This window comes from Streptomyces sp. NPDC040432, from assembly GCF_055595445.1.
Map to the genome: position 1 here is coordinate 94,642 of NZ_JBVIVP010000021.1, position 25,045 is coordinate 119,686.

The window sequence follows — 25,045 nt, forward strand, 5'->3', positions numbered from 1 at the left end:
GGGTAAGGGCTGATCGCCTTCAGCGATCACGCCGAGGGCGGACGCGGAACGGGAACTCCGCGCACGCCGTGCCCCCGTCGCCCATCGGCGCGGGGGCACGGACCGGTTCCCGGTCTGGGGGCGTGCTAGTCGATGCCGGGCAGGATGTGGGGTTCGGCCAGGTCGTCCTCGTAACCCGCCAGCCGGATCGGCGCGGAGCGCGCCCACACTTCGAGGCTGCCGAGCTCGTCGGACTTCGTGCGTGTGCCCCGACCCGGTCGCTCCAGGGTCTTTTCGGGCTTCGTCGTTTCAGTCACCGCGCACTCCCTCGTGTCGCGTAACCCGGCGAACACTGACGCGCGCCGGACATAGGGAAATATAAGAGTTTCCGGACGCGGTGGCGCCTTGGTGGAGCGGTGCCCGGGTGGGGCTCCTTGCGGCTCAGCGTACACATATGAGCGGGGCCCCGCTCGATGGAAGGGTAAAATCCACGCTGGACCGCATGTTTTCGCCCGGCGTTCGGCGAGTCGTACACCGGTGTTCCACCCCGGACCCGTCCGCTCGACGGCCGTGAGGCGTGCGCGCGAACAATGACCCGAACGGGGGATGGGACGGCGTTGGCGGACGTACCGGGGATCGGCAGTACCGACGAGCTCATGTGCTGCCGGACGCGCACCGGGGCCGCGGTCACGGACGGCGGCGCCGCTGCGCCGTTCGCACCGGCCCGACAGGGAACTCCGGGCGGCCGGACTGCTGCACGGCCCGACCCGGGAGCGGCGGCCGCTCCTGGGCGCCCGCGTCGCGGGCATCGCCCGGGAGCACCCCGCTCCGACGCGGCCCTATGAGCAATAGGACCCGGAGACCCTGCGTCATCGCGTCCGCGTCCGCGTCGACCGCGGGGTGACGGAGGACTGCCGGCCGGTCCTCGAACTGCTCGCCGCGCGCGTGCGCGGGGTGAACCGAGCGAGGACCCCGGAGCCCGGGGTCCTCGACGGCGGTTCCACCGGTCGACGAACGACCGTGCGGCGGACTACCAGTTGGCGGGGGCGTAGTCCTTGAGGAACACGCCGAACAGGTCCTCGCCGAGCTCGCCCCGGACGATCGGGTCGTAGACGCGGGCGGCGCCGTCGACCAGGTCCAGGGGGGCGTGGAAGCCCTCCTCCGCCAGGCGGATCTTGTCCGGGTGCGGACGCTCGTCCGTGATCCAGCCCGTGTCGACGGCGGTCATCAGGATCTGGTCCTTCTGGAACATCTCCTGGGCGCTGGTGCGCGTCAGCATGTTCAGCGCGGCCTTCGCCATGTTGGTGTGCGGGTGGCCGGCGCCCTTGTAACCGCGGCTGAACACCCCTTCCATGGCGGAGACGTTGACCACGTAGCGGCGTCCCGCCTCGGCCGCGGCCATCGCCGGCCGGAGCCGGCTGATGAGGATGAACGGGGCGGTGGAGTTGCAGAGCTGCACTTCGAGGAGCTCCACGGGGTCCACCTCGGACACCGTCTGGATCCAGCTGTTCGTGTCGTGGAGGTCGGGCACGAGGCCACCGGCGTCGATGGCGGTGCCCGCGGCGATCCGAGCCGGCGAGGCCGAGCCGGAGACCAGCGCGAGGTCGGTGACGTCCTGGGCGCTGAGCTTCTCGCCGCTGCCGGACGTCAGGGCGGCCCCGCGGTCGACGGTGCCGCTGCCGAAGGTGCCGATGACCTCGGCGGAGGGCAGCTCACCGGCCGGGAGCGGGGCGTTCTCCGCCGCGACCAGCTCGCTGTAGGCGCCGGGGGAACGACGGACGGTCTGGGCCGCGTTGTTGATCAGGATGTCGAGCGGACCCTCGGCGGCGACGGAGTCGGCGAGGGCGACGACCTGGGCCGGGTCGCGCAGGTCGATGCCGACGATCTTCAGGCGGTGCAGCCATTCGGAGCTGTCGGGCATCGCCTTGAAGCGGCGGATCGCGTCGCTGGGGAAGCGCGTGGTGATGGTGGTGTGCGCGCCGTCGCGCAGCAGCCGCAGCGCGATGTACATGCCGATCTTGGCGCGGCCGCCCGTGAGGAGCGCGCGCCGGCCGGTCAGGTCGGTGCGCGCGTCGCGGCGCGCGTGGTTGAAGGCGGCGCAGTCCTGGCAGAGCTGGTGGTAGAACGCGTCGACCTCGACGTAGCGGGTCTTGCAGACGTAGCAGGACCGCGGGCGCTGGAGTATTCCGGCGATCGGGCCCTTGGCCGCGGCGGTCAGGGCGTTGCCCTGGGTCTCGTCGTCGATCCGTTCGGCGGAACCGGTCGCGGTCGCCTCGGTGACGGCCTTGTCGTTGGCGGTCTTGGCGGCGCGGCGCTCCTGGCGGCGGCGCTGCTTGACCGTCCGGTAGAGGCCGGCGGTGGCGCGGCGTACGGTGATGGCGTCCGGGTGGTCGACGTCCAGCTTGTCCAGCTCGTCGATCACACCGAGGCAGAGGGCAAGACGCTCGGGGTCGATGCCCGGCCCGTATGCGTGGTTGTCTTCGGTCACCGTCATGGCCGCTGCCGTTCCTGGTTGGTCTGCGTCCGCGTGCTGCGGAAGTCCTCAAAACCGCAACTGTACGGAGCCTGTGCGCCGGGAGCCAAACCCGTCCTTGCGCACCTCACACAACGCGAGCGGGCTGTCACGGTATGGATGGTTACGTGACGCTCCGCGTCCCCCGCGCCCCGGACCGCGACCGCGGGCCCGGCGAGCGGCTGCGCCCCTCGGCGTGCCGCACGGACTCCTACGGTGACGCACGACCACCTGGGGCGATCCGGACATCGGGGAGGTCGCGTTCCGGCCGCGGAGCGGAGGCCCTTCGGCGGCACCGCGTACCGCTCGCGTACGAGCGATGACCCGACGTACTCCTCCTGGTGTATGCCCGGAGGATGACTCGGACGGCGATCATGCCCCCTCTGGGCGGATGAACAGCCGGCCGGGCTGGGGCATGGTGGATCTTATGAGTGCCTTGGCCCTGTCGGTTCTGCTCTGCCTGGTGTCGGCCGTCGCGTACGCGGCCGGCGCGATCGTCCAGGAACGTGTCGCGGCGACCTCCCCCGGCCGCGGTTACGCACCCCTGCGCCGGGCCGGATGGTGGGTGGCCGTGGGGCTCAACGGCCTCGGCGCGCTGCTGCACGTGGCGGCCCTGGCGTACGGGCCGTTGAGCCTGGTCCAGCCACTCGGTGCGCTGACGATCGTCTTCGCGCTGCCGATGGCGGCCGTGTTCGTGGGACGCCGCGCGGGGGCGGCGGCATGGCGGGGCGCGGTCATGGCGACGGCGGGACTGGCCGGGCTGCTCGCCCTGACGGGTGGGGACGGCGCCGGACGCCAGTCCCTCGTAGGAGGGGAGCGGATCCTCCTGCTGACGGTGACGGGAGCCGTGGTGGCGGCGCTGTTCCTCGCCGCGCACCGGGTGGTCCGTCCCGTGCTGCGCAGCGTGCTGCTCGCGGCGGCGGCCGGCACGGCCTTCGGGATGGGCTCGGTGTTCACCAAGGCGGTGGCGGAGGGCTTCACCCCGGGCGCCCTGGCCGCGCTGTGGCCGGACCTGGCGGCGATCGCCCTGCTGGCCGCGGGCGGACTGCTGCTGTCGCAGGCGGCGTACCGGGGGGCCGGGCTGACCGCGCCGCTGGCCACCGTGACGGTCGTCAATCCGGTGGTCGCGGCGGCGGTCGGGATCTCCTTGTTCGACGAGGGCTTCCGCCACGGCACCGTCGGCGCGCTCGCCGCGACGACGAGCGGGCTGCTGGCGGCGGCCGGCCTGATCCTGCTCACGGCCGTGCCGCCGCACGTGCGGGGGTCAGATGCGGACGCCGTGCCCGCGCAGGTACTTCAACGGGTCGATGTCGGAGCCGTACCCGGGAGCCGTGCGCATCTCGAAGTGCAGGTGCGGACCGCTGCTGTTGCCCGTCGAACCGGACCGGCCGATGCGCTGGCCGCCGGAGACCTGCTGACCGGCCTTCACGCCGAGCGCGGAGAGGTGGGCGTACTGGGAGTACCGGCCGTCGGAGTGCTTGATGACGACCTGGTAGCCGTAGGCGCCGGCCCAGCCGGCCGACAGGACCGTGCCGGGACCCACTGACTTGACGCTGGTGCCGGTCGGCACCGGGAAGTCGACGCCCGTGTGGTACCCGCTGGACCAGGACGATCCGGAGACCCGGTAGGCGGTGCCGAGGCCGCCGTCGACCGGCGCGGAGAACCCTCCGGCGGCCGGCTGCTGAACGGGCTTGGCGGCGGGCTTGGAGACCGGTTCCGGCTTGGGCTTCTCGACGGGCTTGGCCTGCTCGGTGGGCTTGGGCTTGGCGGCGGGCTTGCTCTGTTCCGGCGTCGGCTTCGGGGCCGGCTGCTGCGCGGGCTTGCTCCGCTCCGGCGCGGGTGCCGCCGGCTCCACCGGCTTGACGGGCTCCGCGGTGCGCGGCGGCTTCTCCGGGTTCTGCGCGGGCGGGGCGGTGGTGATCCGCAGGGTCAGCCGCTGCCCGGGGAAGATCAGGTTCGGGTTGCCGCCGATGGTGGTGCGGTTCGTCTCGTAGAGGGCCTGCCAGCCGCCCTCGACGTGCTGGTCGGTGGCGATGGCCGAGAGGGAGTCGCCGGGCGCGACGACGTACGGGTTCGGCAGGACCGACGTCCCGGTCGGGCGGGGCAGTGCCACCGGCGCACCCGTGGTGGCCTTGGTCGCCTGGATCCGGTCCTTGGGCGCCTGCGCCTGCGGCTGCTGCGCCTTGGACTCCGAGGCCTTCGGCTGCGGGGCCTTCGGCGGCTGGGGCGCGGCCGTCGAGCCCAGGACGGGTGCGGGGCCGCTGCGGCTGAGGCCTGCCTGCGGGCCGCACGCCGGCCACGCCTTGGGCCCCTGGCCCTTCAGGACCTTCTCGGCGACCGCGATCTGCTGCTCCCGGGTGGCGAGGTCGGCGCGCGGCGCGAAAGCCGTTCCGCCGAACTCCCGCCACGTGCTCTGGCTGAACTGGAGCCCGCCGTAGTAGCCGTTCCCGGTGTTGATCTTCCAGTTGTTGGTCGACTCGCAGTGGGCGACCTTGTTCCACGTATCCACGGAGGCGGCGTTCGCGACCCCGGCGCCGATCAACGGTAGGGCGATCCCGGCGCCACCGGCGGTGACGGCGAGCGAGGCCCGGTTGATGCTGCTCGGCTGGTACCGGCGGTGCCGGCCCCGTACACCCATGGGAGCCCCCTTGAAGACATGCAGGAACCGCACAACCTAACGGCGTGCCACATTCCTGGCAAGGGCCACAACCGGCCGCCCCCAAGGGGAAGTTGACCGCTACATCCGGCTCCGTCCGTCTTTCGTCCGGCTCCGCTCCCGGCCCGACCGTCCCGGACCGGGAGCGACCACTCCGAAGGGGGCGTGGTCTCCCGGCCGGCTAGCCGCGGCTCAGCGGGCCGGGCTGCGGGATCGGCGCGGGTCCGGGCGGCGGGGGTACCGGGTCGGGCTCGGGGACCGGCCCGGGCACGGGCGGTGCCGGGCGCGGTACGGGCGGGGGGCCCGGTACCGGCGGGACCGGCGCGGGGATCGGATCGGGGCCGGGCACCGGGGGCTGGGTCTGCTCTGCGTTGCGCACCATGTGTCCCACCTTCCCCCGATCCGGCCGGGCACGCCCCCCGGATCCGCGCGGTCCCGGGCGGGCCGCGGGACCCGGCCGGATCCGGGGCCCGACTTCACCCGAACGGGCGATTCCTCGCTCGTGGTCGCGGTCCCGGAGGGAGTTCCGCGACGGGCCTACGGGGTCAGGCAGGCGGCGAGACCGCTGAGGGGGCTCGTGAGCACGGGCAGTCGAGTGCGCACGAGGGGCGCGGCCCCGGCCATCGAGACCTGCGCCAGCACGATGACGTCCGCGTCGGTGACGGAGTCCACCGCCGCGGCCACGGCGGCATGGAAGTCGGCGTCGTCCCCGGCCTCGAACAACGGCCACGCCGCGTCGACGAGGTGCGTACGCACCGACACCGGACGGCCGTCGGCGACCTCGGCCAGCAGCTCCGCGGTCGGGGCGAGCGTCGACCCCACGGCCGCCAGTACGGCGATCCGCGGACCGCGACGGACGGCCTCGGCGGCCATCGGACGGTCCACCCGCGACACCGGAACCCCGAGGGTGGGGGCGAGGGCCTCCGCGACCGCCCCGATCGTCGAACAGGTCACCAGCACGGGGCCGTCGACGCCTTCGAGCCGCGCCGCGATGTCCCCGACCACCGAGCCGGGCCCGTGCGCCCGGGCCCGGTCGAGGAGCCCGGGGGCCACCAGGTGCCGCAGGGCGGCGTCCGGATGGTGCCGGTCGCGCAACGCGTCGAAGACCGGGACGTGGACGGAGGAGGTGTGCAGCAGGGTCAGCTCCCTCACCACAACTCGGGGTCACCCTTCAGCTGCGCCTTGGCGGCCTCGACCACCTCGGCCGCCGCCTCGGGCGCCTCGTCGGGGTGCTTGGCGGCCCAACTCGCGGCGTAGGGGCAGAGCGGTACGACCGGAACGCCCTCGGCGGCGGCCGTCCCGTAGAAGTGCCGCACCAACTGCCCGGCGATGCCCTTGCCCTCGTGGCCCGCCTCGACCACGGTGTGCACCGCCACCAGGGCGTGGGGTTCGTCGGCGAGGACGAAGTAGGCGATGTGCCCGACCGTCCCACCGTCCTCGACGGCCAGCAGCCGGCCCGCCGCGCGTTCGTCCCGCAGTTCGATCGCCATCGTCCCCACTCCCTCAGCCGGCCACTGCGTGCGGGCTTCGCCGCTGGTCCGTACCCGGTACCGGGGCGGACGGGTCCGCGCCCAGTTCGATGATCCTGTTGTCGGCGTCGACGTGCACCACGCTCGGCACGAGGACCCGCGCCTCGGCGTCGTCCACCTGCGCGTAGCTGATGAGGATGACCAGGTCCCCGGGGTGCACGAGGTGGGCGGCGGCCCCGTTGATCCCGATGACGCCCGAGCCGCGCTCACCCTCGATGACGTACGTCTCCAGACGCGCCCCGTTGGTGATGTCCACGATGTGCACCAGTTCCCCGGGGAGCAGATCGGCCGCGTCCAGCAGATCGGCATCGATGGTGACGGATCCGACGTAGTGCAGGTCGGCCTGGGTCACGGTGGCCCGGTGGATCTTGGACTTGAACATGGTACGAAGCATGCGGAAACTCCCGGATTGTCTGCTCCCTGCCCGCTTTCCGCAGGTCAAGGGCGGTCTCCGCACCCTACAACGAGTCGCCCTCCCGGTCAGCTCCCCCGGGCGTACGGGCCGGCCCCGGACGGTCGGGGCGGGGGCCGCGGCGGTGGAGGGTTTCGAGGGCCTCGACCAGCACCCGGGGGTCGCGACGGCCGGCGAAGACGGGCGGCGGTCCCGTGTCGAGGTGGAGCAGGCCGGCCACCGCCGTCCAGGCGGTGCGTACGGAGTACTCGACGGTGAAGACGACGTCGTCCGGCACCTCGGCGTACTGGCCGATGAAAGCGAGGTTCGTCGACTTCTCGGGCACCACCGGCGGCCGGTCGCCCCGGCCGCGGACCAGGAACTGGCTGGTGATGTAGGGCATCAGGGCGGGAATGACGATCGAGGTGTCGAGGATCCGCGGGGCCTGTTCGAAGCGCAGGTGGTGCAGGACCTCGTCGAGGATCTCCCGGCCCGAACAGTCCCGCATCGGCTTCCCGACGAAGTCGCCCTCCCGGTCGGGGAAGAGCCCGTATCCCCACCACACGAAGGTGTCGTCGGGCTGGTCCCGGAAGTGGGGCTGGTGGTTGAGGACGATGGTCAGCAGCCAGGCCGAGTCCTTGAAGGTGATCAGTCCGCCCTTGCCGGCCTCGCTGCCGCTGAAGTCCTCCATCAGTTCGAAGAAGGTGGGGTCCTTGGTGGTGACGGTGAAGGAACCCCAGCAGGAGTCGGTGGGCGAGGAGTTGAAGACCGCCGGGCGGCCCAGGCCGGGCCGTTTCGCGGCGAGCGTCTCCCACAGCGCCCAGGAGCCGCCGGGGGCGGTCGCGTCGAGGACGGGCGGTGCGTCGGTCGTGCCCAGGGCGGAGCCGGCCGTCATCGAGCCGTTGGTGACCATGACCAGGTCGTCGGGACCGACCGCGATCCGTTCGGCGCGTCCTGCGCGGGTCACGGTGAGCGCGGTGACGGTGAGCGCGTCCCCGTGATCGCCGCCGTCCCGGTTCCGGCCCCGTTCACCTCCCCCTTCGCCTTCACCTTCTCCGGCGAACGTCAGGTCCGTGACCCGGCTCCCGAGGCGTACGGTCACGCCCTGGTCGGTGAGCCACTTCAGCAATGGCCGCACGATCGAGTCGAACTGGTTGAAGCGGGTCCGGTAGATGCCCGACATGGTGTCGAACGTCTTGAAGAGGTGGACGAACCGGTTCAGGTAGCGGTGGAACTCGACGGCGCTGTGCCAGGGCTCGAAGGCGAAGGTGGTGCACCACATCCACCAGAAGTTCGTGCGGAAGAAGCCCTCGCCGAAGCAGTCGGTGATCCGTTTGCCGTCCAACTGCCGCTCCGGCGTCGCCGCGCACGCGATCAGCTCCAGCCGGTCCCGCTCGGAGAAACCCATGCCGTGCGCGTCGACGATCCTGCCGTTGGCGTCGACCAGCCGGGCGTGGTCGTCCCAGGCGAAGTCCTCGTGGAAGGCGAAGGTGTCCGCCGTCACGGACTTCGACGGGTCGTCCAGGGAGGGAATGGAGCGGAACAGGTCGTAGGTGCACTCGAAATGCAGCTCGAACATGCGTCCGCCGCGCATGGTGTAGCCCGTCGTGGGCGAGCCCGCCGCGTCCAGACTGCCGCCCTCGCGGTCCTGTTCCTCCAGGAGCACGATGTCGGACCCCGCGAACCCGCCGTCCCGGATCAGGAACGCCGCGGCCGAAAGGGCCGCGATCCCGCTGCCCACCAGGTACGCCTTCGCCATGCCGGAACTCCCTCCGCCGGACACCGGCCGCTCGCCGCCGCTCCCTGTGCACGATAGGGGCGCGCCCGGGGGCCCGCCCGTCGAGCCGGGGAGCCCGGGGCGAGGCCGCGCTTCGGACCGTCAACCCGTACGGGTCAGGTTCCGGGACCAGCCGGCCAGGGCGGCCAGGGCGAAGGACAGGTGGGGGCGTGTCGAGGACCGGGCCTGCTCGCGGATCAGCTGCCCGACCAGTGACGGGTCGATGAAGGGGGCCAGTCCCCCGGCATCGACGCGGGCCAGCTCCGCCATGAGCGGGCTTTCGGTGCGGAGGGGGACCTGGTCCGCGTAGAACGGAGTGCTCGGCAGGCCTGGTCCGCGCAGCCAGTAGCGCGGCGGGGGCCGACGGGAAGTGGTGGCACCGTAGCGTTCCTCGGGGTAGCGCAGGAGCTCCGGGTGGAGGCGGTCGATGGCCCAGCGGTGCCACCGGTCGCCCAGTTTCCAGTGGCGGGGCAGTCGCTGGACGGCGTCGCTCCAGTCGGGGTCGAGCAGGGGGACCCTCCAGTGGACGCGGGTCCCGATGGCCGCCAGGTTGACGGCGATCTTGCGCCGGCCGTACTGCGTGCGGAAGAACGTCTCGGTGGCGCCGAGCAGGGTTCCGCGACCGGCGTCGGAATCCGGGCGGGGGCCCACGTCCCGGGAGATCGCCGAGCGGATCCGCTCCTCCATGGCCCGCGGGCGGAGCGCCTCGCGGAGGTCGTCCGCGAGACGGTGGTGTTCGGGCGGCAGGAACGGATCACCCCCGCTGCGCGCGAGCAGGTGTCCGGGCGCCTCCGAGGCCGGGCGCGCGGACAGGGGCCATGCCCGTAGGCCGATGGCGGGAAGGTGATGAGCCCGGGCCAGCTCCCCGTGGTAACCGAAGAGGACCGGCTCGGCGCCGATGCTCTCGGCCACGTGGGCCATGCCCGCCCAGTTGCTCAGGGGCAGGAGTCCGTCCGTGGCCCGCACCGTGCGCGCGGCTCCGGCCAGGAGCGGGGCGGGGGCGACGGCGTGCACCTGGTGGGGCAGGCCGAGGTCCCGGGCGATGGCGACGGCGACGGTACGGTCGAACGAGCCCGGCACGCCCGAGATCAGCAGGCGCGGACGGACCCCGTCCGCGAGCAGCGCGGCCAGCAGCAGGCGGGCGTCGAGGCCGCCCGACATGGACAGCGCGCACGGGACGTCGGCCGCGGCGCGGACGGCGGTGCGCAACGCGGTCAGCGCGAGGTGGGCGGTGGCGGTGGGTGATGCCGGGGAGTCGGCCGGGCCGGGTGCGGTCGGTGCGGTGATCAGGGCGGGGGCGTCGTGGGTGAGGGTCGCGACGGCTCCGGCCGGGACCCGGCGGACGTCGCCGTCGAGGGTGGCGTCACCGAGTGGGTGCCCGTGCACCAGGTGGTCGGCGACGGCTTCGGTGTTCCAGCGTGGTTCGCGCCCCGCGGCGGCGAGGACGTCCGCCAGGCAGGCCCCGTGGGCCCGGGGTGCGCGGGTGTCGTAGAAGTGGGCGACGGCTCCCGACCGGGACACGAGGACGACATCGCGGTCGGGGTACTCGACGGTCACCGCGAAGTGTCCCGGCAGGTCCGCCAGGGCGGCACAGGACGCGGTGTCGGCCGGCGCGGTGGCCAGGGCGGCGCGGAGGGTCGCCTCGGAATCCGGGGGGCAATGGCCGCGGACCGTGATCCGGGGTCCGCGGGCCGCTCGGTCGTTCACCGCGGGGCCTGTTCCAGCGACTCCAGGACGACGTCGGCGACGGCCATCACCCCGAGGGAGCAGAACCGGGTCCGGGTGGCGGCCAGGTCCCCGGTCTCGGCCCACTTGTTCGCCGGGGCACCGCCCCCGCACAAGGAGTAGTAGGGGCAGGTGCGTTCGCAGTGCGCGCGGCCACGCTCGATGTCGGAGGCCATCCGCCGGAAGGGCTCGGGCCAACGGTCGAAGCGGAAGTCCGGGTCGGTCACCCGGCCGGCGACGAAGTCCCCGTAGGTCTCGCTGGTCCATCCGAAGAGTTCGGGGGAGAACGAGGACACCCTGCCGTCGACGCCCACGGTGACGATGGACAGGGGTTCGTTCTGGGTGTTGCGGACGGGCAGGTCGTTCTCCAGGACGTGGCGCCGCATGTGGACGAGCTCGCGCACGTCGATCCCGGTCCGCCCGGACCATGCGGCGACCTCGCGCAGGAACGTCCGGTAGCCCTCCTCGAACCCGGCGGACCGGTGCAGGGTGGACGCGTTGCCCCCTTCTGTCTCCTCGGGGTTCAGCCCGAGCGAGCGGGGGGCCAGCTCCGCCATGAAGTCCAGGTACTCGCGCGTCCGGGAGAGGGTGACCGGGGTGATCACGGAGATCACGTCGTAGGGCAGCCCCGCCTCGGTGAGGTGGGCGACCCCCTTGAGGGCCCGGGCCAGCGTGCCCCGTCCGGCTCGGGTGCGCCGGTAGGCGTCGTGCACCTCCTCGGGGCCGTCCAGGCTGACGCCGACCCGCACCCGTTCCGTACCGAGGAACCGGACCCAGGCGCTGTCGAGGAGGAGGCCGTTGGTCTGGAGGGAGAAGCTCAGCCGGGTCCGTTCCTCCAGTTCGTGGCGCAGCACGGCGTGCGCCTCGGCGTAGAACCGGCGCGGGGCGGTCAGCGGCTCGCCGGCGTGCCAGCGGATCTCGACCTCCTCCGCGAGCAGCCCGCTCCCGGCGAGGGCCCTGGCCGTGGCCCGCACGGTGGCCAACGGCATCACCGTCCGCGTGAGGCGGTCGGGGAGGTAGCAGTACGAGCAGTCGATGTTGCAGAAGCCCGTTGCCTGGAGCACCACTTGACGGATGGGGCCGACCGGCGGGACGCCGGCGGGCGCCGGCGTCGTCACGGCGTCCCCCGCACGCCCACGAGTGCGGGAGACAGCCGATTGGCCGTCAGGAACGAAATGTCCGCCTCGCCTTCGGTGTTCGTGGCGCCGTCGTGCAGCACGTCCTGGGTGTTGACGAGGTACGCCTGTCCGGGCCGGAGCCGCACGCGCAGTACGGGCTGGGAGGGGAAGGCGGTGACGAACGCGTTCTTCAGGGCGTGGCCGGTGTCCGGGACCTCCCGGCCCGTGTCGGCGAGCAGCCTCATCAGGTCGACCGCGCGGAGGTTGACGAAGTGGACCCAGCGGTCGGCGGTGCCGAGGTTGGTCACCGTCAGCAGGAGGGAGCGGTGCCGCTCGGCCAACGCGTGGTCCTCGTGGTTGTCGAGGTGCAGGCCCATGAAGGTCCGCTGCTCGTAGTTGTACGCGGTGGAAACGAGGCCGGGCCGGTGCACGACGCTGTCGGCGGCCCCCTGGCGGGTGCTGACGGCGCCCACGCCGCGCAGCACGGCGTCGAGGATCCGCTCCCGGACCTCTCCCAGGACGGCGCTGCGGTGCCCGCTCTCCTCGTCCTCCTCGTCCGTTGCGTTCCGACCGGCCGTCGCGAGCAGCGGCAGCAGCCGGTCCTGGCATCGTGCCAGGGACTCCGCGTCGAGGCCCACCACGGTCAGCATGAGGTTCAACGGGGTGCCGGGCCGGGCGCGGAGCAGTTCCCGCTCGCGACCGTCGAGGGGGCGCCAGTCGTCCCTGGGGACGACGGCCGTCGGGTCCGCCGCGACGCCGGGGACGCCGGCCAGCCGCCTCGTACCCGAACTGATCATGACGTCCGACGGGCGGAACGCTTCGGAACGGTTGGACAGGGTGATCCCGGTCGTCAGCATGCGGGCTCCGGTTGTGGGGGTGGTCCCGGGGCCGCGCGGTGCGGCGGCCCCGGGACACGGGTCGGGTGGTTGTCAGTCGCCCCAGGTCGAGTAACCCGAGAGGCAGGAACCGCGACTCGCGGACGGGTGTGCGGCACGGATGCGTTCCACACGGTCCGCGACGGACCTGACTTCCCCGGTGGCGACCGACACCGAGACGGGGCCGCTCGCGGATTCGGTCAAGGCCTTCATCTGTGCTGCCAGTTCGGTTCGCCGTTCTGTCGCCGGCATCTTCGACTCCTTGGTGAGGTGGTGTGTCGACCCGCCGATTCGACCCGCCGGCGCGCTTCCCCCACAAGGGCCGTCCCGCTGCCGGGGCGCTTCCTCTTCGCTTCCGCCCGCCCCGCCGACGACCGCTCGTTAAACTGGCTCCGCGTTCAGGGGTGTTGGGACGAATGGCGGCGAGGGCCACGTGGAGAATCTCCGGCTGACACTGTTCGGACGGGCCCGGGTGCGCCTCGGGGAGGACCGGATCGCGCCACCCCCGTTGACGACAGCCGTCCTGGCCCGGCTCGCGCTCGGGCGGGGCGAGTCGGTGTCGGTGGACGAGATCGCCCACGACGTGTGGGGCGTCGACGTGCCGGTGCGGCGCGGTGACCGGGTGGCCGTGCAGAAGCACGTCCTGGCCCTGCGCCGACTCCTGTCCCCCGGTCGGGACGGTCGCGGCGACGAGGTGATCGTCACCGAGCCGGGGCGGCCCAGCGCGTACCGGTTGGCGCTGCGGACGGAACAGATCGACCTGTGGGAGTTCCAGGCCCTGGTCGCGGAGGGGCGACGGCTACCGGCCGCCTCGGCGGTCACCGTCCTGTCGAGGGCCCTCGCCCTGTGGCGGGGCCGACCCCTTCAGGACGTCGAGGGGTACGACTTCGCCCGGAGGCCCGTGCGGCAGCTGTGGGCCCTGCGGGAATCGGCCCAACGGGAGCTGTTCCGGGCCCACATGAAGGTGGGGGACAGTTCGGCCGCCCTGTCCGTCGGCGAGGAGCTGGCCGAGCACGCAGCCGGGGACGCCGAGCTCGACCGTACGCTGTCCGCCCTCCGCGACCGGGTGCGCGAGGTGGGCAGGGCGGGCGAGACCGTGCTGCGGCGGGAGTTCCCGCTGCTCAGAACGGCGGTGGTGCTAGTCTCGGGCGACCTCTTCGACCAGTCGGACGCCGACCTGGCGATCGGGTTCACCGACACCTTCGACACCTCCACCGACGACCGGGTGATCAACCGGGACAGTCTCCAAGGCCAGTTGCCGCAGGCCCTGTTCGGTGGCGACCGGACCCGGCTCGACGGCGAGCTGCGCCGCGCGCTGCGCCACGTGTCCCGGGTTTCGGTCGAATCGAGGTCGCGCAAGAGGCTGGGCAAGCTCATCCGGTACCCGATCGGAACGGTCGTCCCGCTGTGGGCCGGTGACCGGCAGGTCTTCGGCGTCGCCTACAGCCGGATGGGCAACGACCTGGTGGCCACCTCGTCCTTGGAGCACCTGACGTCGAGCCTCGACCGCCTGTGGGACCACGTCGCCCGCCACGGCCGCCGCCGCCCCCTGGCGATGGGGCTGGTGGGTTCCGGGCTGGCCCGCGTGGACGGCACCACTCCCCCGGAGCTGCTGACGATGGTGGTGCGCTCCTTCTTGGCGCGTGCACGAAGCGGCGTGATCTGTCCGGAACTTCGCCTGGTGGTGCGGCCCGGCGACATCGGACGGATCGGGCCCGCCGCCATCGCGGATCTCCTCCGCGCGCAGCCCGATGGTGCGAGAATCGAAGGCCTTCGGCCGGACGGACGGGAGGGACCCCGCACGATGTCCTCACATGACGAACTCGCCACGGCGCAGGGTGGATCGACGGACTACTCCGACGCCATCGAGGTCTTGGCCGGCTGTCTCAAGTGGCAGCTCCCCGAGGCGGACTGGGTGGGGGTCCGGCGGGCCGTGGAGGCTTTGGCGACCGCTCTTCGTGACGGGTCCCACGAAGGTCTGAGGGACGCCACCTCCGCTCTGGAGGACGCAGCGCCCTCCCGGATGATCAAGGCCGGATCGACGCCCGAGGAGGAGGGCGCCGATCCGGGGCTGCAGGAGCGCGTCGCCGTCCTCCTGCACGACCTCGTCCACCGAACCGCGCAGCAGCAGGCGGACGGGCCGGCCGCTCCCGGTCGCGGCGGATCCGCCGGTGACTGAAGGGGTCCGCCCCGAGGCGGGGACCGGGGAACTCCTCGACGAACACCTCGTCCTGCACCTCTTCGCCCCGCTCGGCGGTCCGCACGCCGCCGCGGCCTACCGCGCGGTGGCCGACATCTGGACGGCCTGCCGGCACCTGTTCGCGATGGAATCGCCCCTCCGGGGCACCGGGCTGCCCCGCGACCTGCCGGCGACGGCCGCCGAGCTGACCCGGGCCGAGGACGGCTCGGCGGGCACCCGTACGGTGGCCGCCCAGGAGCGGGCCGACGACGACTACCAGGCCGTGCTGCGCCGCCATCATGACGTCCTGTCCCTCTCGGTGGCGCTGGCTCCGCGTACGGAACGGCCCGGGTGGCGGCTGCTCGAACGTCAGTGGAACGCGGTCTCCCACGGCAGGACCGCGCCGCTGATCGGGGAGTCCCGGGTCCGTGTCGCCCGACTCGCGCGGCCCGTCCACGGCGCCGACGACGTCGTGGCCGATCCCGTCGGGATCGTCGCCGGGCCGGCCGCCCGGCTGCCCGATCCCCCACGCGATCCGGCGTGGCAGCGGCGCGGGGTCGTCGTCCACGAGCGGTTGTTCATGTGGGAGCCCGATCCGGGCGCGGACGAACGGCCCCGACGGGACGTCCTGCTGGTGGCCGGAGCGGACGACGAGGCCGCGGCCAGCGCCTGGGCCTGGTCGTCGGGCGGCACCGCGATCCCCCCGCTCGCCCGATACCTCCTGCACACGTCCACACTGCGCTACCAGTTGCGCGTCTGGCGCCGGGACGGTCGGGCGGGGCTCCTGCGCGAACTCATCGAGGAGGCCACCGAACGCGCGGTCGCGGGGCTGTCATCGGGACGCGCCGAGATGGCCGACCCCACCCTGCTGATCGCCGAAGCCCGTCAACTCCTGCCGAGGTTGCGCTCGTTGCGTCGCACCGTGGACATCGCGGCCGACAACATGGCTCGGGTCCTGGGCGCTCCACCCCCGTACACGGGTCTCCTCGCCGACGACCACGCGCTCGCGGGCCGGCTGCTCGCGGCGCTCGACGACGAGACGGGCTACCTGACGGACGCCGTGGACCGCTGGGAGGCCACGCGCGGAGCGGGCACGGTGGCAGTTCCCCTGGTCCGGGAGGTGGAGCCCGTGCCCCGCCCGACGCCCCCTGTCGAGGTTCCCGACCCGCGGTGCCCCCGCTCCCCCGACCCCCACGCGACACGCCGCAACGTGTTCGTCGTCCACGGACGGGAGTCCGTCGTGCGCGCCGGAATGTTCGCCTTCCTGCGCTCGCTCGGTCTGAACCCCCTGGAATGGGAGAGCGTCGTGGAGTCCACCGGTGAGGGCAGTCCCTTCCTCGGGGAGGTGGTGGCGCAGGGCATCCGGCGGGCCGCCGCGGTCGTGGTGCTGCTGACGCCGGAGGACGTGGTCCAGCTCCACCCCGGGCTGTGCGACCCCGGGGATCCGCCCGAGGAGACCTCGATCGGCATGCAGGCGCGACCCAACGTCCTGCTCGAACTCGGCATGGCCCTCGCCCACGCCCCCGAGCGCACGGTGATCGTCCGGGTCGGCGCGCACCGCCCCATCGCCGATCTGGCGGGCCGCAACTTCATCCAGTTGTCGGACACCGCGGCCTGCCGGCGCAAGATCGCCCAACGGCTCCGGGTGGCCGGTGCCCTCGTCGACGACCGGGGTCAGGACTGGCTGACCGAGGGCGTACTGTCAGCCCCCGATCCGTTGCCCGTCCGAGATCCGTCGTCCTGAGGCGGGCGGGTGGGTCCCCCGGGCCGTTCAGGGACCACTGTGCACGAAGGTCGACCACTGGTCGGGGCGGTCCGGGTTGCGGTCCCGCATCCACCGCGCGGTCCGGTTCAGCGCCTCGGCGGCGGTGCCCGTGGTGTCCGGGAGTTCCTCGTAGAAGCGGCGGGCGAACCGCACGGCCACCGGGTCGGACACCGGCCACAGGCTGGAGACGACGTGCGGGAACCCCGCCTGCTGGAACGCGGACGCCAGGTGCAGGGCCTCTCCCGCGTATCGCCAGCCGCCCTGGCCCGTGGAGCAGGCCGACAGGTAGGCCAGGTCCGCGTGCGCCAGGTTCAGTGCGCTGATCTCGGCGATGCTCAGCGGGCCGTCGCTCAGGTGCAGGGCGCCCTCCGAGGGCGACAGGGGGCTGGTGCCGGCGTGGCAGGCGAAGTGCACCAGGTCCGCCGACGGCAGGGCGGCCAGGACACCGGCCCTGTCGGCGTCCAGCAGGACCTCACCACCGCGGGCCGCCAGTTCCCGGGCCTCTTGCCGGGCTCCGGGCAGCTCCCTCAGACCCGGGCTGTTCGGTACGGCGACCACGAGTCGGCGCCGTGGACGGGCCCGATCCACCCCTGCGGGGGCGCGCAGCGGCCCGCGCACGGTCGTCGCGTACGAGGAGACGACGGCGTCCAGGCACCCGGGGCCGCCGTCCGCCGGGCCGGCCGTGTGGAACGGCAGTACGGACAACATCCCGATGGGGATCCACCACACCCTGGGAGGCTGTCCGGGCAGCAGCTGCCGCACCCGGGCGGTGACGGGCTCGCCCACCGCACGCCACAGCCAGTCGAGGATCTCGGGCAGCAACTCGGCCGGACGGGCCTCCAGTACCACCGGAATCTGCCCGGTCGCCTGGACGAACATCCCGGTGTACCCGGTCACCATCTCCCGGGTCAGGGCCGGCAGGGGCAGCGCGATCGGCTCCGCGTCCGGTCCGATGATCAGGGCGTGGCCGGTGCGCAGGCCGGGGCTGACGACGACGACCGCCCCGGAGACCCCGGGGGGCCGCAGGCCGGAGACGTCTGTGGGAAACAGGAACCGGGCCAGGCCGGGCCGTTGCCGGAGCGACGCACACGCCTCCTCATACGTCCGGCGGTCGGCGTCCGGGTCGGCCGCGGCCCGTCCCGGCGGGTTCCGGGACGTCGCCGGGGCAAGTCCCCGGCGGACTTCGGCGAAGCGCCGGGCTGCCGCGGCGTGGGCGGCGCCGTCGAGGAGCGGGCTCCCGTCGGCCCGCTCCGGCGGGCGCGTACCGCCCTTCGTCAGGACGCCGCGGGCGAGTTCGGCCGAGGCGAGGGCGTCGGAGGGACTGCCGAGGGCGCAGTGTGCCTCGATGGCGTACTCGGCCGTCAACAAGTGGAGGGTGAGGGGCAGGATCAGGTCGATCGGGGCCGTCCCATCGGGTATTGCCGCCGGGAGCATCAGCGCGGCCTCGTCCAGGAGCTGCGCCGCGAGGTCGTGCCGACCGGAGGCGAGGGCGAGGCCCCCCAGCTCCTGGAGGTACTGGACTCGGGCGCGGGACGCCGCGGGCGGGCCCCACGAGCGGTCGAGCAGGAAGGCGGCGTGTGCCCGGTCCGTGGGGCTCGGCTCCTTCAGGAACCGCTCCAGGAGCGCCGACGCCGCGAGCCCGGACGTGACCAACCCACCGGGCCCGCGGGACGCGTCGGGGGTCAGCTCCCGCAGGGCCCCGACGCAATGTTCGACCGCCCGGTCCAGGTCGTGCGGCTGCCCCGACCGCCGGTAGCGGGCGAGGTGGGCGTGTCCGAGGTTCGAGCGCCGAGCGGCGCTCCTGGTGCCCGGCGGGGTACCGCGCAGGGCGCGGCCCGCCGTGTCGACGACGAGGTCGAGGTCCCCCGGGTCCCTCCGGAGCGCGTAGCGGCCGAGGTACGCGGTGCCGAGGCTGTCGTGCACGTCCGCCAGGAGCGGGTGCCCTTCGGGTGTCCCGGCGATGGCTTCGCCCAGCAGGGATATCGCGCGGTGCACGTCGTCGATCTGCTCGTCACGGGAACCGCGGGAGATGAGACAGTTCGCCAACAGCTTCGCCGCGAGAGGACGGTCCCCCGGGAGGACCGCTGCGGCCAGGCGGTCCTCCGCCAGATCGATCGCACGGTCGAGATCGGCGGAGCGGCCCTCGTGCTCGTAGCGGATCAGATGGCTCTGCGAGAGTGCGCCGAGAGCACTGAAACGTGACGCGCGGGCCGTGCCGTCCGTAAGGTCCGCACTGTCGGCGGGCAGCAGCGCCAATGCCCTCTCACCGTGCTCCACCGCGCGGTCGCCGTCCTCGGGACGGCCGGACAGCAGGTACTTGTGGCTCAGCACGGTCTGGAAGACACTGTGGCACCGCTCGGCAACATCGGGTCGGAACGGCCCCAGGCGCATCGCCTCGGTCATGACGTCGACGGCGCGGTAGGCATCGGACGGGTTCCCGTCGGTGTCGTGCCGGTCGCTCAGGGCGGTGGCCAGGTCGGCGATCCTCAGCGGCAGTTTCTCGTCACCGGGTGGCGTCTCCCGCACCACGTCCTCCAGGAGCATCACCGCCTCCGCGATGTCGGACGTCGCCTCCCCGAACTGGTGACGGGACTGCAGGGCCAGGCCGAGGCGGTACCGCAGCCGGACCCGGAGCACGGGGTCCGGCGGGGCGATGTCGACGGCGGTCCGGCACAGCGTCACCGCGCGGTCCAGTTCGGAGCGGTCGGCCCCCAGCTGCGCGTGGGCGCGCGCCCGGTGCGCGTTGCCCAGCCGGCTCGTCAGTTCGGCCCGGTGCGCCGGGTCCGTGGTCCGCTCGGCCGCTCCGTGCAGCAGCGCCATGGCGGATCCGGTGAAGCGGTCGTCGACGAAGGCCGGCCCCCGTTCGAGGAGCATCGTGGCGAGGTCCAGCTGGGCCCGGGGATCGGGGACGTTGCCGAGCGCCGGCAACAACGGTGGGGGGATCACGGCGTCGATGCCCATGAGCGGGGTGAGGAGGAAGACGGCCAGTGCGAGGTCCTCGAAGCCCTCATCGCCGGGGCTGCGGTGGTAGCGGTGGAAGTGGACCCATGCCGCGACGTGGTAGAGCTGCGCCATCCGTTGCCGCCCCCGCGCGGTCCGTGGCGGGCGGGAGGTCGCGACGACCCGGGCCATCCGGTCGAGTTCCGCGTCGGCTTCGGGGCCGAACAGGAGCCGCTGGTCCTGCGTCTGCTGGTAGGCGACGATCCGTTCGGTCAGACGCGCGTGAAGGTCGGAATCGGACATGCGGCTTGACTCCTCGGGGCATACGGCGGGAGGTGCCGGGCACGGACCGGGTGTGGACCGGCGGAAGATGGCGCCGCGGTTTCAGAGCGTGGGCGGCGAGTCCTCGGGCGGCGTACCGCCCCGCCACTCCGCGAGGCGCCCTCGGATCCGGACCGTGTGGGGGTCATCGACCCCACGGATCCGGGTCATGTCCGCGAGGAGCTCCTCCAACCCGGCCAAGGCCAGGTCCGGGCCCGCGAGACGGCCCCGCCACTCGGCGAGGAAGGCCCGGGTGAGGAGCGTACGGCGGTGCTCGATGCCCTGGCTGCGAGCCGTGTGGTCGAGCAACTCCTCCAGAGCGGCCACCGCTCCCGCCACGTCACCGTCGCGTCCTCTCCAGTCGGCCAGGAAGAGACGGGTGTTGAGGGTACGCGGGTGATCCTCGCCCAGTACGCGACTGCTGTCCGGGATCAGCCCCTCCAGGCCGGCCACCGCCCCCGCGGTGTCACCTGCGAAGCCCCTGAAGCGGGCCAGATAGTGGCGGGTGAGCAGGGTGTCCAAGTGGTCACGGCCCAGCACGCGTTCCCGGTCGGTGAGGAGCTCCTCCAGATCGAGCACGGCCCGGTCGGCGAGACCCGCCTTCATGCGCCAGCGCGCGGTGTCGTGCCGGGCCGTCAGAGTGCGCGGATGGTCGGGGCCGAGGACGCGGCCCATCCGCTCCAGGGCGTCGAGCAGACCGGCGACCGCCCCTTGCGCGTCCCCCGCCTCGCCGCGCCAACACGCCTCGATGTGCATGGCGTTGACCGTGTAGGGGTGGTCGGGACCCAGTACCCGACTCATGTCGAGGAGCAGTGCGGCGAACCCCGCGACGGCAGCCGCGGGGTCGCCCGACTCGCCGATCCGTTGGGTGAGGCTGCCCCGGGTGAGCAGGGTGTCGGGGTGGTCGGGGCCGAGGACCCGCTCCCGGTCGGCCACCAGGGTGGCGAAGAGCTCGGCGGATTCGACGGGTTCCCCGGCGCGGGCGATCCATTGCGCGAGGTCGTGACGGGCCGTGAGGGTGTCGGGGTGCACGGGTCCCAGTCGGTCCCGGCTCGTCTCCGCCAATTGGCGGTGGTGGGCGATGGCCTCCCCGAGCCGACCCGATTCGCCGAGGCTCTGTCCCATGCGCAGCAGGAGGGGGTGTGTGCCGCCGTGGAAGAGGGCGTCCTCGGCGCAGCGGAGCAGGGCGTCCGCGTTGGCGCGCAGCGCCTCGGCGAGCTGCGGTTCCCGTTCGATGCCGGGCCAGGCTGTCAGGAGGGCGTCCGCGCCGGCCCGGCCGAGACGAAGCCGGCCCTCGTCGTCGAGGGCCTCCCGGGTGGTGCGCTGGACGAGTTGGTGGACCCGGACGACCCGGTGCGGTTGGGCAGGTGTGTGGTCGATGAGGCTCAGCCGGTGCAGGGCGCGCAGGGCCTGCACGGCGTCCTGCGCCCCGTACCCGCCGCCGGGGGCCTCACGGGTCAGGTAGTCGAGGGCGGGACCGCAGGTGAGGGCGACCGCGGGAATGCCGTTGGGGTCGAGCACGGAAAGGAGTTGCAGCATGGGGCGGGCCAGACCGGCCGGGGGCAGTTGGTCCGCCCGGTCGATGGACAGCGACCAGGCGGCGGCCGCCGAGGTGGACTGGTCGTCGGGCAGGCCGGCCGGGTCGGGGAGCAGACATGCCATGGCAGGTCCTCGATCCGAGAGCAGGGCACGGTAGGTGGCGCAGTCCAGGTCCGTGTCCACCAGGTAGGCGGCCGCCTGGGAGAGCGCCAGGGGGAGCCGGCCGAGGTCCGCGGCCAGCGCGGCCAGTTGCCCGAGCGGCTCCGTACGGTCGTGCGAGGCGAGCACGTCGCTGAGGTGGGTGACGGCTTCGGCCGGTGTGAAGAGCCCGACGGGAACGAGCCGTCGGCCGGTCCCGGTGAGGGCCGCGTCGCGGCGGCGTGTCGTGACCAGCGTCCTGCCGCACGGACTGTCCGGCGGCCACAGGCCGCGCAGGTCGGCGGGGTCACGAAGGTCGTCCAGGACGACCAGCCACGGTACGGCGTGGCTCGCGGCGTTGGGTTCCAGCCAGGCCAGGAACGCCTGGGCGGCGCGGGTGGGGTCGGACGCGTCGGTGCCGAGCACCTCGGTCGCGGCCTGGGCGTAGGCGGACATCACGGCTTCCCGTGAACCCGCGGTGATCCAGACGAGCAGGTCGACGTGTCCCGCCCGCCAGACCTCCCGCGCGTGGTGGGCCGCGATCTGGGTCTTGCCCACCCCGCCCAGCCCGGTCAACACCAGGCAGGCGGCGCGCTCGTCGCCCGTTTCGTCCGTCCCGAACGCCCGGGTCAGTTGCCGCAGGGCGGCGCGTTGTTGGAAGCAGTCCGCCTGTCGGGGCAGTACCCCGACCTGGTGGGGCAGGTTCACCCCGCGCGGCGGTGCGGCGACGTACGTCACCCGGCTGCCGGGGGCGGCGTACCCGACGGCGAGGCTGCGTTCCGTCGCGTGCGTGCCGGGTTCGGGCCGGACGCCGACGGGTGTCGGTCGTAAGGAGGCTTGGGGGCTTGCGCCGGCCGGTCCGGTCAGCCCTCTTCCGGAGCCGGCTGGTGAGGGGTTCCGACGGTGGCCCCTCCGTGGATCACGGCGGCGGCGATGGAACCCCGGTCGGCGCGGACGTCCCCGGCGACGGAAACGGATCCGGGCCCGGCGGCGGGCGGTTCCGCCCCGGCGAGCAGGGAGCGGAGCAGGTCGGCCGCCTGCTCGCGTTCCTGGGCGGGGAGGTCCTCCAGCGCGTCCTCGATCCGGGCCTGCCAGGAGGCTTCCTGACGGATCCGGGCCTGCTCGACCTCCGCGGGCGGCGTCGAGCCGAGGGTGGCCGCGGTCCGGTCGAGCCGCTCCAGGGCGTCCTGTTCCCGTTCGGTGTCGCCCGCCCCGAACCAGCGGGCCAGCGACCCGCGCAGGCCGGACCACACGTCGGTGCCCGCCGCCGCGGCCACGGCCGTGCCGGCCGCCGCCGCCAGTGCTGTCAGAGCTTGGTCCAGCATTCGGTGCCCCCCGGTCGTTCCCCGTCGTCCGTACCGGCAACGGTAGTCGTCCGGTTGACGGGGTGACAGCCGCTTGACCCGATCCGTGGACGAAGGGGCCCGGCCCCCGTGCGGGGGTCAGTGGCCGGCGGCCACCTTGACCGCCGCGACCGCCGTGCCGATGGCCGCGTCGATGCCGCCCGCCAGGAGGGCGAAGGCGGTGCCGCCGCCCATCCGGATGCCTCCGTAGCAGCCCCAGGCGAACAGGGTGGCGACGTTCACGCCGGCGGCCGTGAGCAGGGCCGTCCCGACGTGCATCACGCCGAGGGCGGAGAGCCCGATCAGGATCAACGGGCCGACCGCGGACAGCAGGAGCGGGCTGCTGACGAAGAGCATGGTGCGCAGCTCGTGCCCCCGGGCGAAGGCTCCGTGCGTCACCCGGTGGGCCTGCTGGTCGGCGACGAAGGCGGCCAGCCACAGGCCCGCCGAGGCCGTGAGAACCGTCAGGGCGGCGCCGAGGGCGTCCACGTGGTCGCTGCCGGCCAGTCCGATGACGACGGAGATCATGGTGATCGTCGCGTAGAGCCGTTCCTTGAGGTGGGCCGCGGCCGTCTGCGGGTCCACCTCGTCTGCCGTGCGTTGCGCCACGGGCCCACCGTACGGCGCGCTCGTGGCGGACCCCGGGAACAACACAGCCGGGCTCCGCGCCGGCGGCCCGGCGCTCGGGCCCGGCCGCGGGCTGCGCCCGAGTGGCCCTCGGCCCTCGACCGGGCCGTGCGGGAGCGCTCGGTCCGCCGGGCGTCTCCGTCCCGGGGGCGGGGCGGAGTCGGACGCCGGTGGTGTGTGGACCCGGGTGGTCCCCGGGTCGGGCCCGGCTCTCCCGGTCGCACGGCCGGGTGTCCTAGGACCTGTCGTCAAACTCCCGTCTGCCTCGCGGCGTCCGGCACGCACTCCCGCCGCACCGGGCGAAAGCCCGAGTACGTCCAGTACGCGGGCTTCCGCCCGGCACACCGGGAGCACGCACCGGACACCGCGAGGCCGCCCTCCGGGCGACGACGGGACTTCGACGACCGGCCCTAGTCCGCCGCCCGGTCCGATCGGACGACAGGGTGCTGCCGGTCCCGCCCCTACGTTGGCGGGGAAGAGCGCCACACGGACGGAAGGAGTGGCGGTCGTGGACGACTGGACTCCGACGGTCCGCCGCCCGGCCCCGGCGACCTGCGCCATCGCCGGCTACGGCGTCATGGGGCGGATGCACCGGGCGAAGCTCGCCGCGCTGGGCGTACGGACCGTCGTCGTGGTGGACCCCCGCGCGGCGGGCCGGGTCCTGCCGTGCGGCGCGCGCGTCGTGGCGACCGTCGACGAGGTGCCCCGACCCGGGCAATTGGACCTCTGGAGCATCTGCGTGCCCACGATCGCCCACGCCCCGCTGTTCCGGCAGATCGGCCGGGTGGCGCCGGAGGCGGACGTCATCGTGGAGAAGCCGGTGTGCGCCCCGTCCGCCGTGCCCGACATGGTCCGCCTGCTGGCGGGCCACCGGGGACGCGTCGCCGTCGACGAGCACTACGGTGCCTCCGCCGTACTGGCAGAGGTGGCTCGGGTGCTGTCGAGCCGGACGCTGACCGTGACCCGCGTCGCCGTGGAGATGACCAAGCACCGCGGGCGGGACACGGCCCGCGGACGGTTCGAGGACCGGGCCCTTGGCGCCCTCGGGTACGAGGGGCCGCACCTGCTCGGTGTCCTCGACGCGCTCGGGCAGCGGCTCGGCATCCCCCTGGGTCCGGGCGGCCCGGTCGCGGCCTCCTTCAGCGGGGCCTGGGGGACGGACGGAGCCCCGCCCCAGGAGGGGGCCGAGATCGGCTACCGCTCCGCCGCCGGGTGCGAAGTCGCCCTGTACACCTCGCTGGTGGGCCGCCCGCGCCTGCCGGGGCCGGGGCCGGGGCTCCGCACCATCGCGTACGGATCCGAGCGGCGCCACCGGGTGATCGAGGTCGAGGCGACGGACCGGCGGGGGCGGCACTGGCTCGTCACCGGCGCGTTCGAACCCGTCGCGGGCCTGCTCCGCAACGAGGGCACGGTGGCCGTCCTGTGCGACGGACGCCCGCTCGGGCCTCCCCGCACGGTGCCCGACGATCCGCTCGACCGGCACCTGCGCCGGATCCTGCGGTACTTCGGTGGGCGGGCCCCCAATCCGGCACCCGCCGATCGCTGCATCGGCCATGTGGCTCTGCTGGACGCCTGGGTGCGCGCGGCCCGCCCGCTGCCGGGCGCGGTGGCGCGGACCGCCGCGTGAGAGT

Annotated in this window: 17 protein-coding genes and 1 pseudogene; 4 read left to right on the forward strand and 14 right to left on the reverse strand. The window is 73.5% G+C overall.

Going from position 1 to position 25,045, the window contains the following annotated elements; genetic code table 11:
• Positions 1-125 precede the first annotated feature (125 nt).
• The gene (locus tag ACZ58N_RS30925; protein WP_471166502.1) at positions 126-296 is read right to left on the reverse strand and encodes a hypothetical protein; all 171 of its coding nucleotides are present in this window, start codon (positions 294-296) and stop codon (positions 126-128) included.
• 713 nt (positions 297-1,009) lie between these two features.
• Positions 1,010-2,473, reverse strand: coding sequence for an SDR family NAD(P)-dependent oxidoreductase (locus ACZ58N_RS30930; protein ID WP_471166504.1), 1,464 nt, complete (start codon positions 2,471-2,473; stop codon positions 1,010-1,012).
• 445 nt (positions 2,474-2,918) lie between these two features.
• Here ACZ58N_RS30930 and ACZ58N_RS30935 point away from each other — a divergent pair.
• A pseudogene (locus tag ACZ58N_RS30935) lies at positions 2,919-3,677 on the forward strand (DMT family transporter); the annotation flags it as partial.
• A gap of 78 nt (positions 3,678-3,755) precedes the next feature.
• On the opposite strand, the gene ACZ58N_RS30940 reads toward ACZ58N_RS30935, so the two are convergent.
• From ACZ58N_RS30940 to ACZ58N_RS30975, 8 genes are all read right to left on the reverse strand, one after another.
• Positions 3,756-5,129: a transglycosylase family protein gene (locus ACZ58N_RS30940; protein WP_471166506.1), complete on the reverse strand. Its 1,374-nt coding sequence runs from the start codon at positions 5,127-5,129 to the stop codon at positions 3,756-3,758.
• 555 nt (positions 5,130-5,684) lie between these two features.
• The gene (locus ACZ58N_RS30945; RefSeq protein WP_471166508.1) at positions 5,685-6,299 is read right to left on the reverse strand and encodes an arylsulfatase; all 615 of its coding nucleotides are present in this window, start codon (positions 6,297-6,299) and stop codon (positions 5,685-5,687) included.
• Positions 6,296-6,637 (reverse strand): GNAT family N-acetyltransferase, encoded by a 342-nt coding sequence (locus tag ACZ58N_RS30950; protein ID WP_471166511.1) that lies wholly within the window; start codon positions 6,635-6,637, stop codon positions 6,296-6,298. The genes ACZ58N_RS30945 and ACZ58N_RS30950 overlap by 4 nt, the downstream gene beginning before the upstream one ends.
• 13 nt (positions 6,638-6,650) lie before the next feature.
• Positions 6,651-7,070, reverse strand: coding sequence for an aspartate 1-decarboxylase (gene panD / locus ACZ58N_RS30955; protein ID WP_471166513.1), 420 nt, complete (start codon positions 7,068-7,070; stop codon positions 6,651-6,653).
• Positions 7,071-7,134: 64 nt separating this feature from the next.
• Complete coding sequence (locus ACZ58N_RS30960; protein WP_471166515.1) at positions 7,135-8,826, reverse strand: oleate hydratase; 1,692 nt, start codon at positions 8,824-8,826, stop codon at positions 7,135-7,137.
• A 120-nt stretch (positions 8,827-8,946) separates the two neighbouring features.
• Positions 8,947-10,551 carry an asparagine synthase-related protein gene (locus ACZ58N_RS30965; RefSeq protein ID WP_471166518.1) on the reverse strand — a complete coding sequence of 535 codons (1,605 nt, stop codon included), beginning with the start codon at positions 10,549-10,551 and terminating at the stop codon, positions 8,947-8,949.
• Positions 10,548-11,687, reverse strand: a complete 1,140-nt coding sequence (grrM, locus tag ACZ58N_RS30970) for a cyclophane-forming radical SAM/SPASM peptide maturase GrrM/OscB (protein WP_471166520.1) — start codon at positions 11,685-11,687, stop codon at positions 10,548-10,550. Before grrM ends, ACZ58N_RS30965 begins: the two co-directional genes overlap by 4 nt.
• Positions 11,684-12,544 carry a hypothetical protein gene (locus ACZ58N_RS30975; protein ID WP_471166522.1) on the reverse strand — a complete coding sequence of 287 codons (861 nt, stop codon included), beginning with the start codon at positions 12,542-12,544 and terminating at the stop codon, positions 11,684-11,686. The genes grrM and ACZ58N_RS30975 overlap by 4 nt, the downstream gene beginning before the upstream one ends.
• A 451-nt stretch (positions 12,545-12,995) precedes the next feature.
• On the opposite strand from ACZ58N_RS30975, the gene ACZ58N_RS30980 reads away from it, so the two are divergent.
• Both ACZ58N_RS30980 and ACZ58N_RS30985 read left to right on the forward strand, forming a co-directional pair.
• Positions 12,996-14,741, forward strand: a complete 1,746-nt coding sequence (locus tag ACZ58N_RS30980) for a CATRA system-associated protein (protein ID WP_471166525.1) — start codon at positions 12,996-12,998, stop codon at positions 14,739-14,741.
• Entirely contained in the window at positions 14,734-16,485 is a 1,752-nt protein-coding gene (locus ACZ58N_RS30985; protein ID WP_471166528.1) for a CATRA conflict system CASPASE/TPR repeat-associated protein, read from the forward strand. The genes ACZ58N_RS30980 and ACZ58N_RS30985 overlap by 8 nt, the downstream gene beginning before the upstream one ends.
• A gap of 27 nt (positions 16,486-16,512) precedes the next feature.
• Here the strand turns inward: ACZ58N_RS30985 and ACZ58N_RS30990 are convergent, their stop codons facing one another.
• The 4 genes from ACZ58N_RS30990 to ACZ58N_RS31005 all read right to left on the reverse strand — a co-directional run bounded on the left by ACZ58N_RS30990 (position 16,513) and on the right by ACZ58N_RS31005 (position 23,396).
• On the reverse strand, positions 16,513-19,749 hold the full coding sequence (locus tag ACZ58N_RS30990) for a CHAT domain-containing protein (RefSeq protein WP_471166531.1): 3,237 nt from the start codon (positions 19,747-19,749) through the stop codon (positions 16,513-16,515).
• An 81-nt stretch (positions 19,750-19,830) separates the two neighbouring features.
• Entirely contained in the window at positions 19,831-22,182 is a 2,352-nt protein-coding gene (locus ACZ58N_RS30995; RefSeq protein ID WP_471166534.1) for a tetratricopeptide repeat protein, read from the reverse strand.
• Positions 22,183-22,307: 125 nt separating this feature from the next.
• Positions 22,308-22,769 (reverse strand): hypothetical protein, encoded by a 462-nt coding sequence (locus tag ACZ58N_RS31000; protein WP_471166537.1) that lies wholly within the window; start codon positions 22,767-22,769, stop codon positions 22,308-22,310.
• Between the two features lie 117 nt (positions 22,770-22,886).
• Positions 22,887-23,396, reverse strand: a complete 510-nt coding sequence (locus tag ACZ58N_RS31005) for a hypothetical protein (RefSeq protein WP_471166539.1) — start codon at positions 23,394-23,396, stop codon at positions 22,887-22,889.
• Between the two features lie 526 nt (positions 23,397-23,922).
• On the opposite strand from ACZ58N_RS31005, the gene ACZ58N_RS31010 reads away from it, so the two are divergent.
• Complete coding sequence (locus tag ACZ58N_RS31010) at positions 23,923-25,041, forward strand: Gfo/Idh/MocA family oxidoreductase (protein WP_471166542.1); 1,119 nt, start codon at positions 23,923-23,925, stop codon at positions 25,039-25,041.
• Positions 25,042-25,045 lie beyond the last annotated feature (4 nt).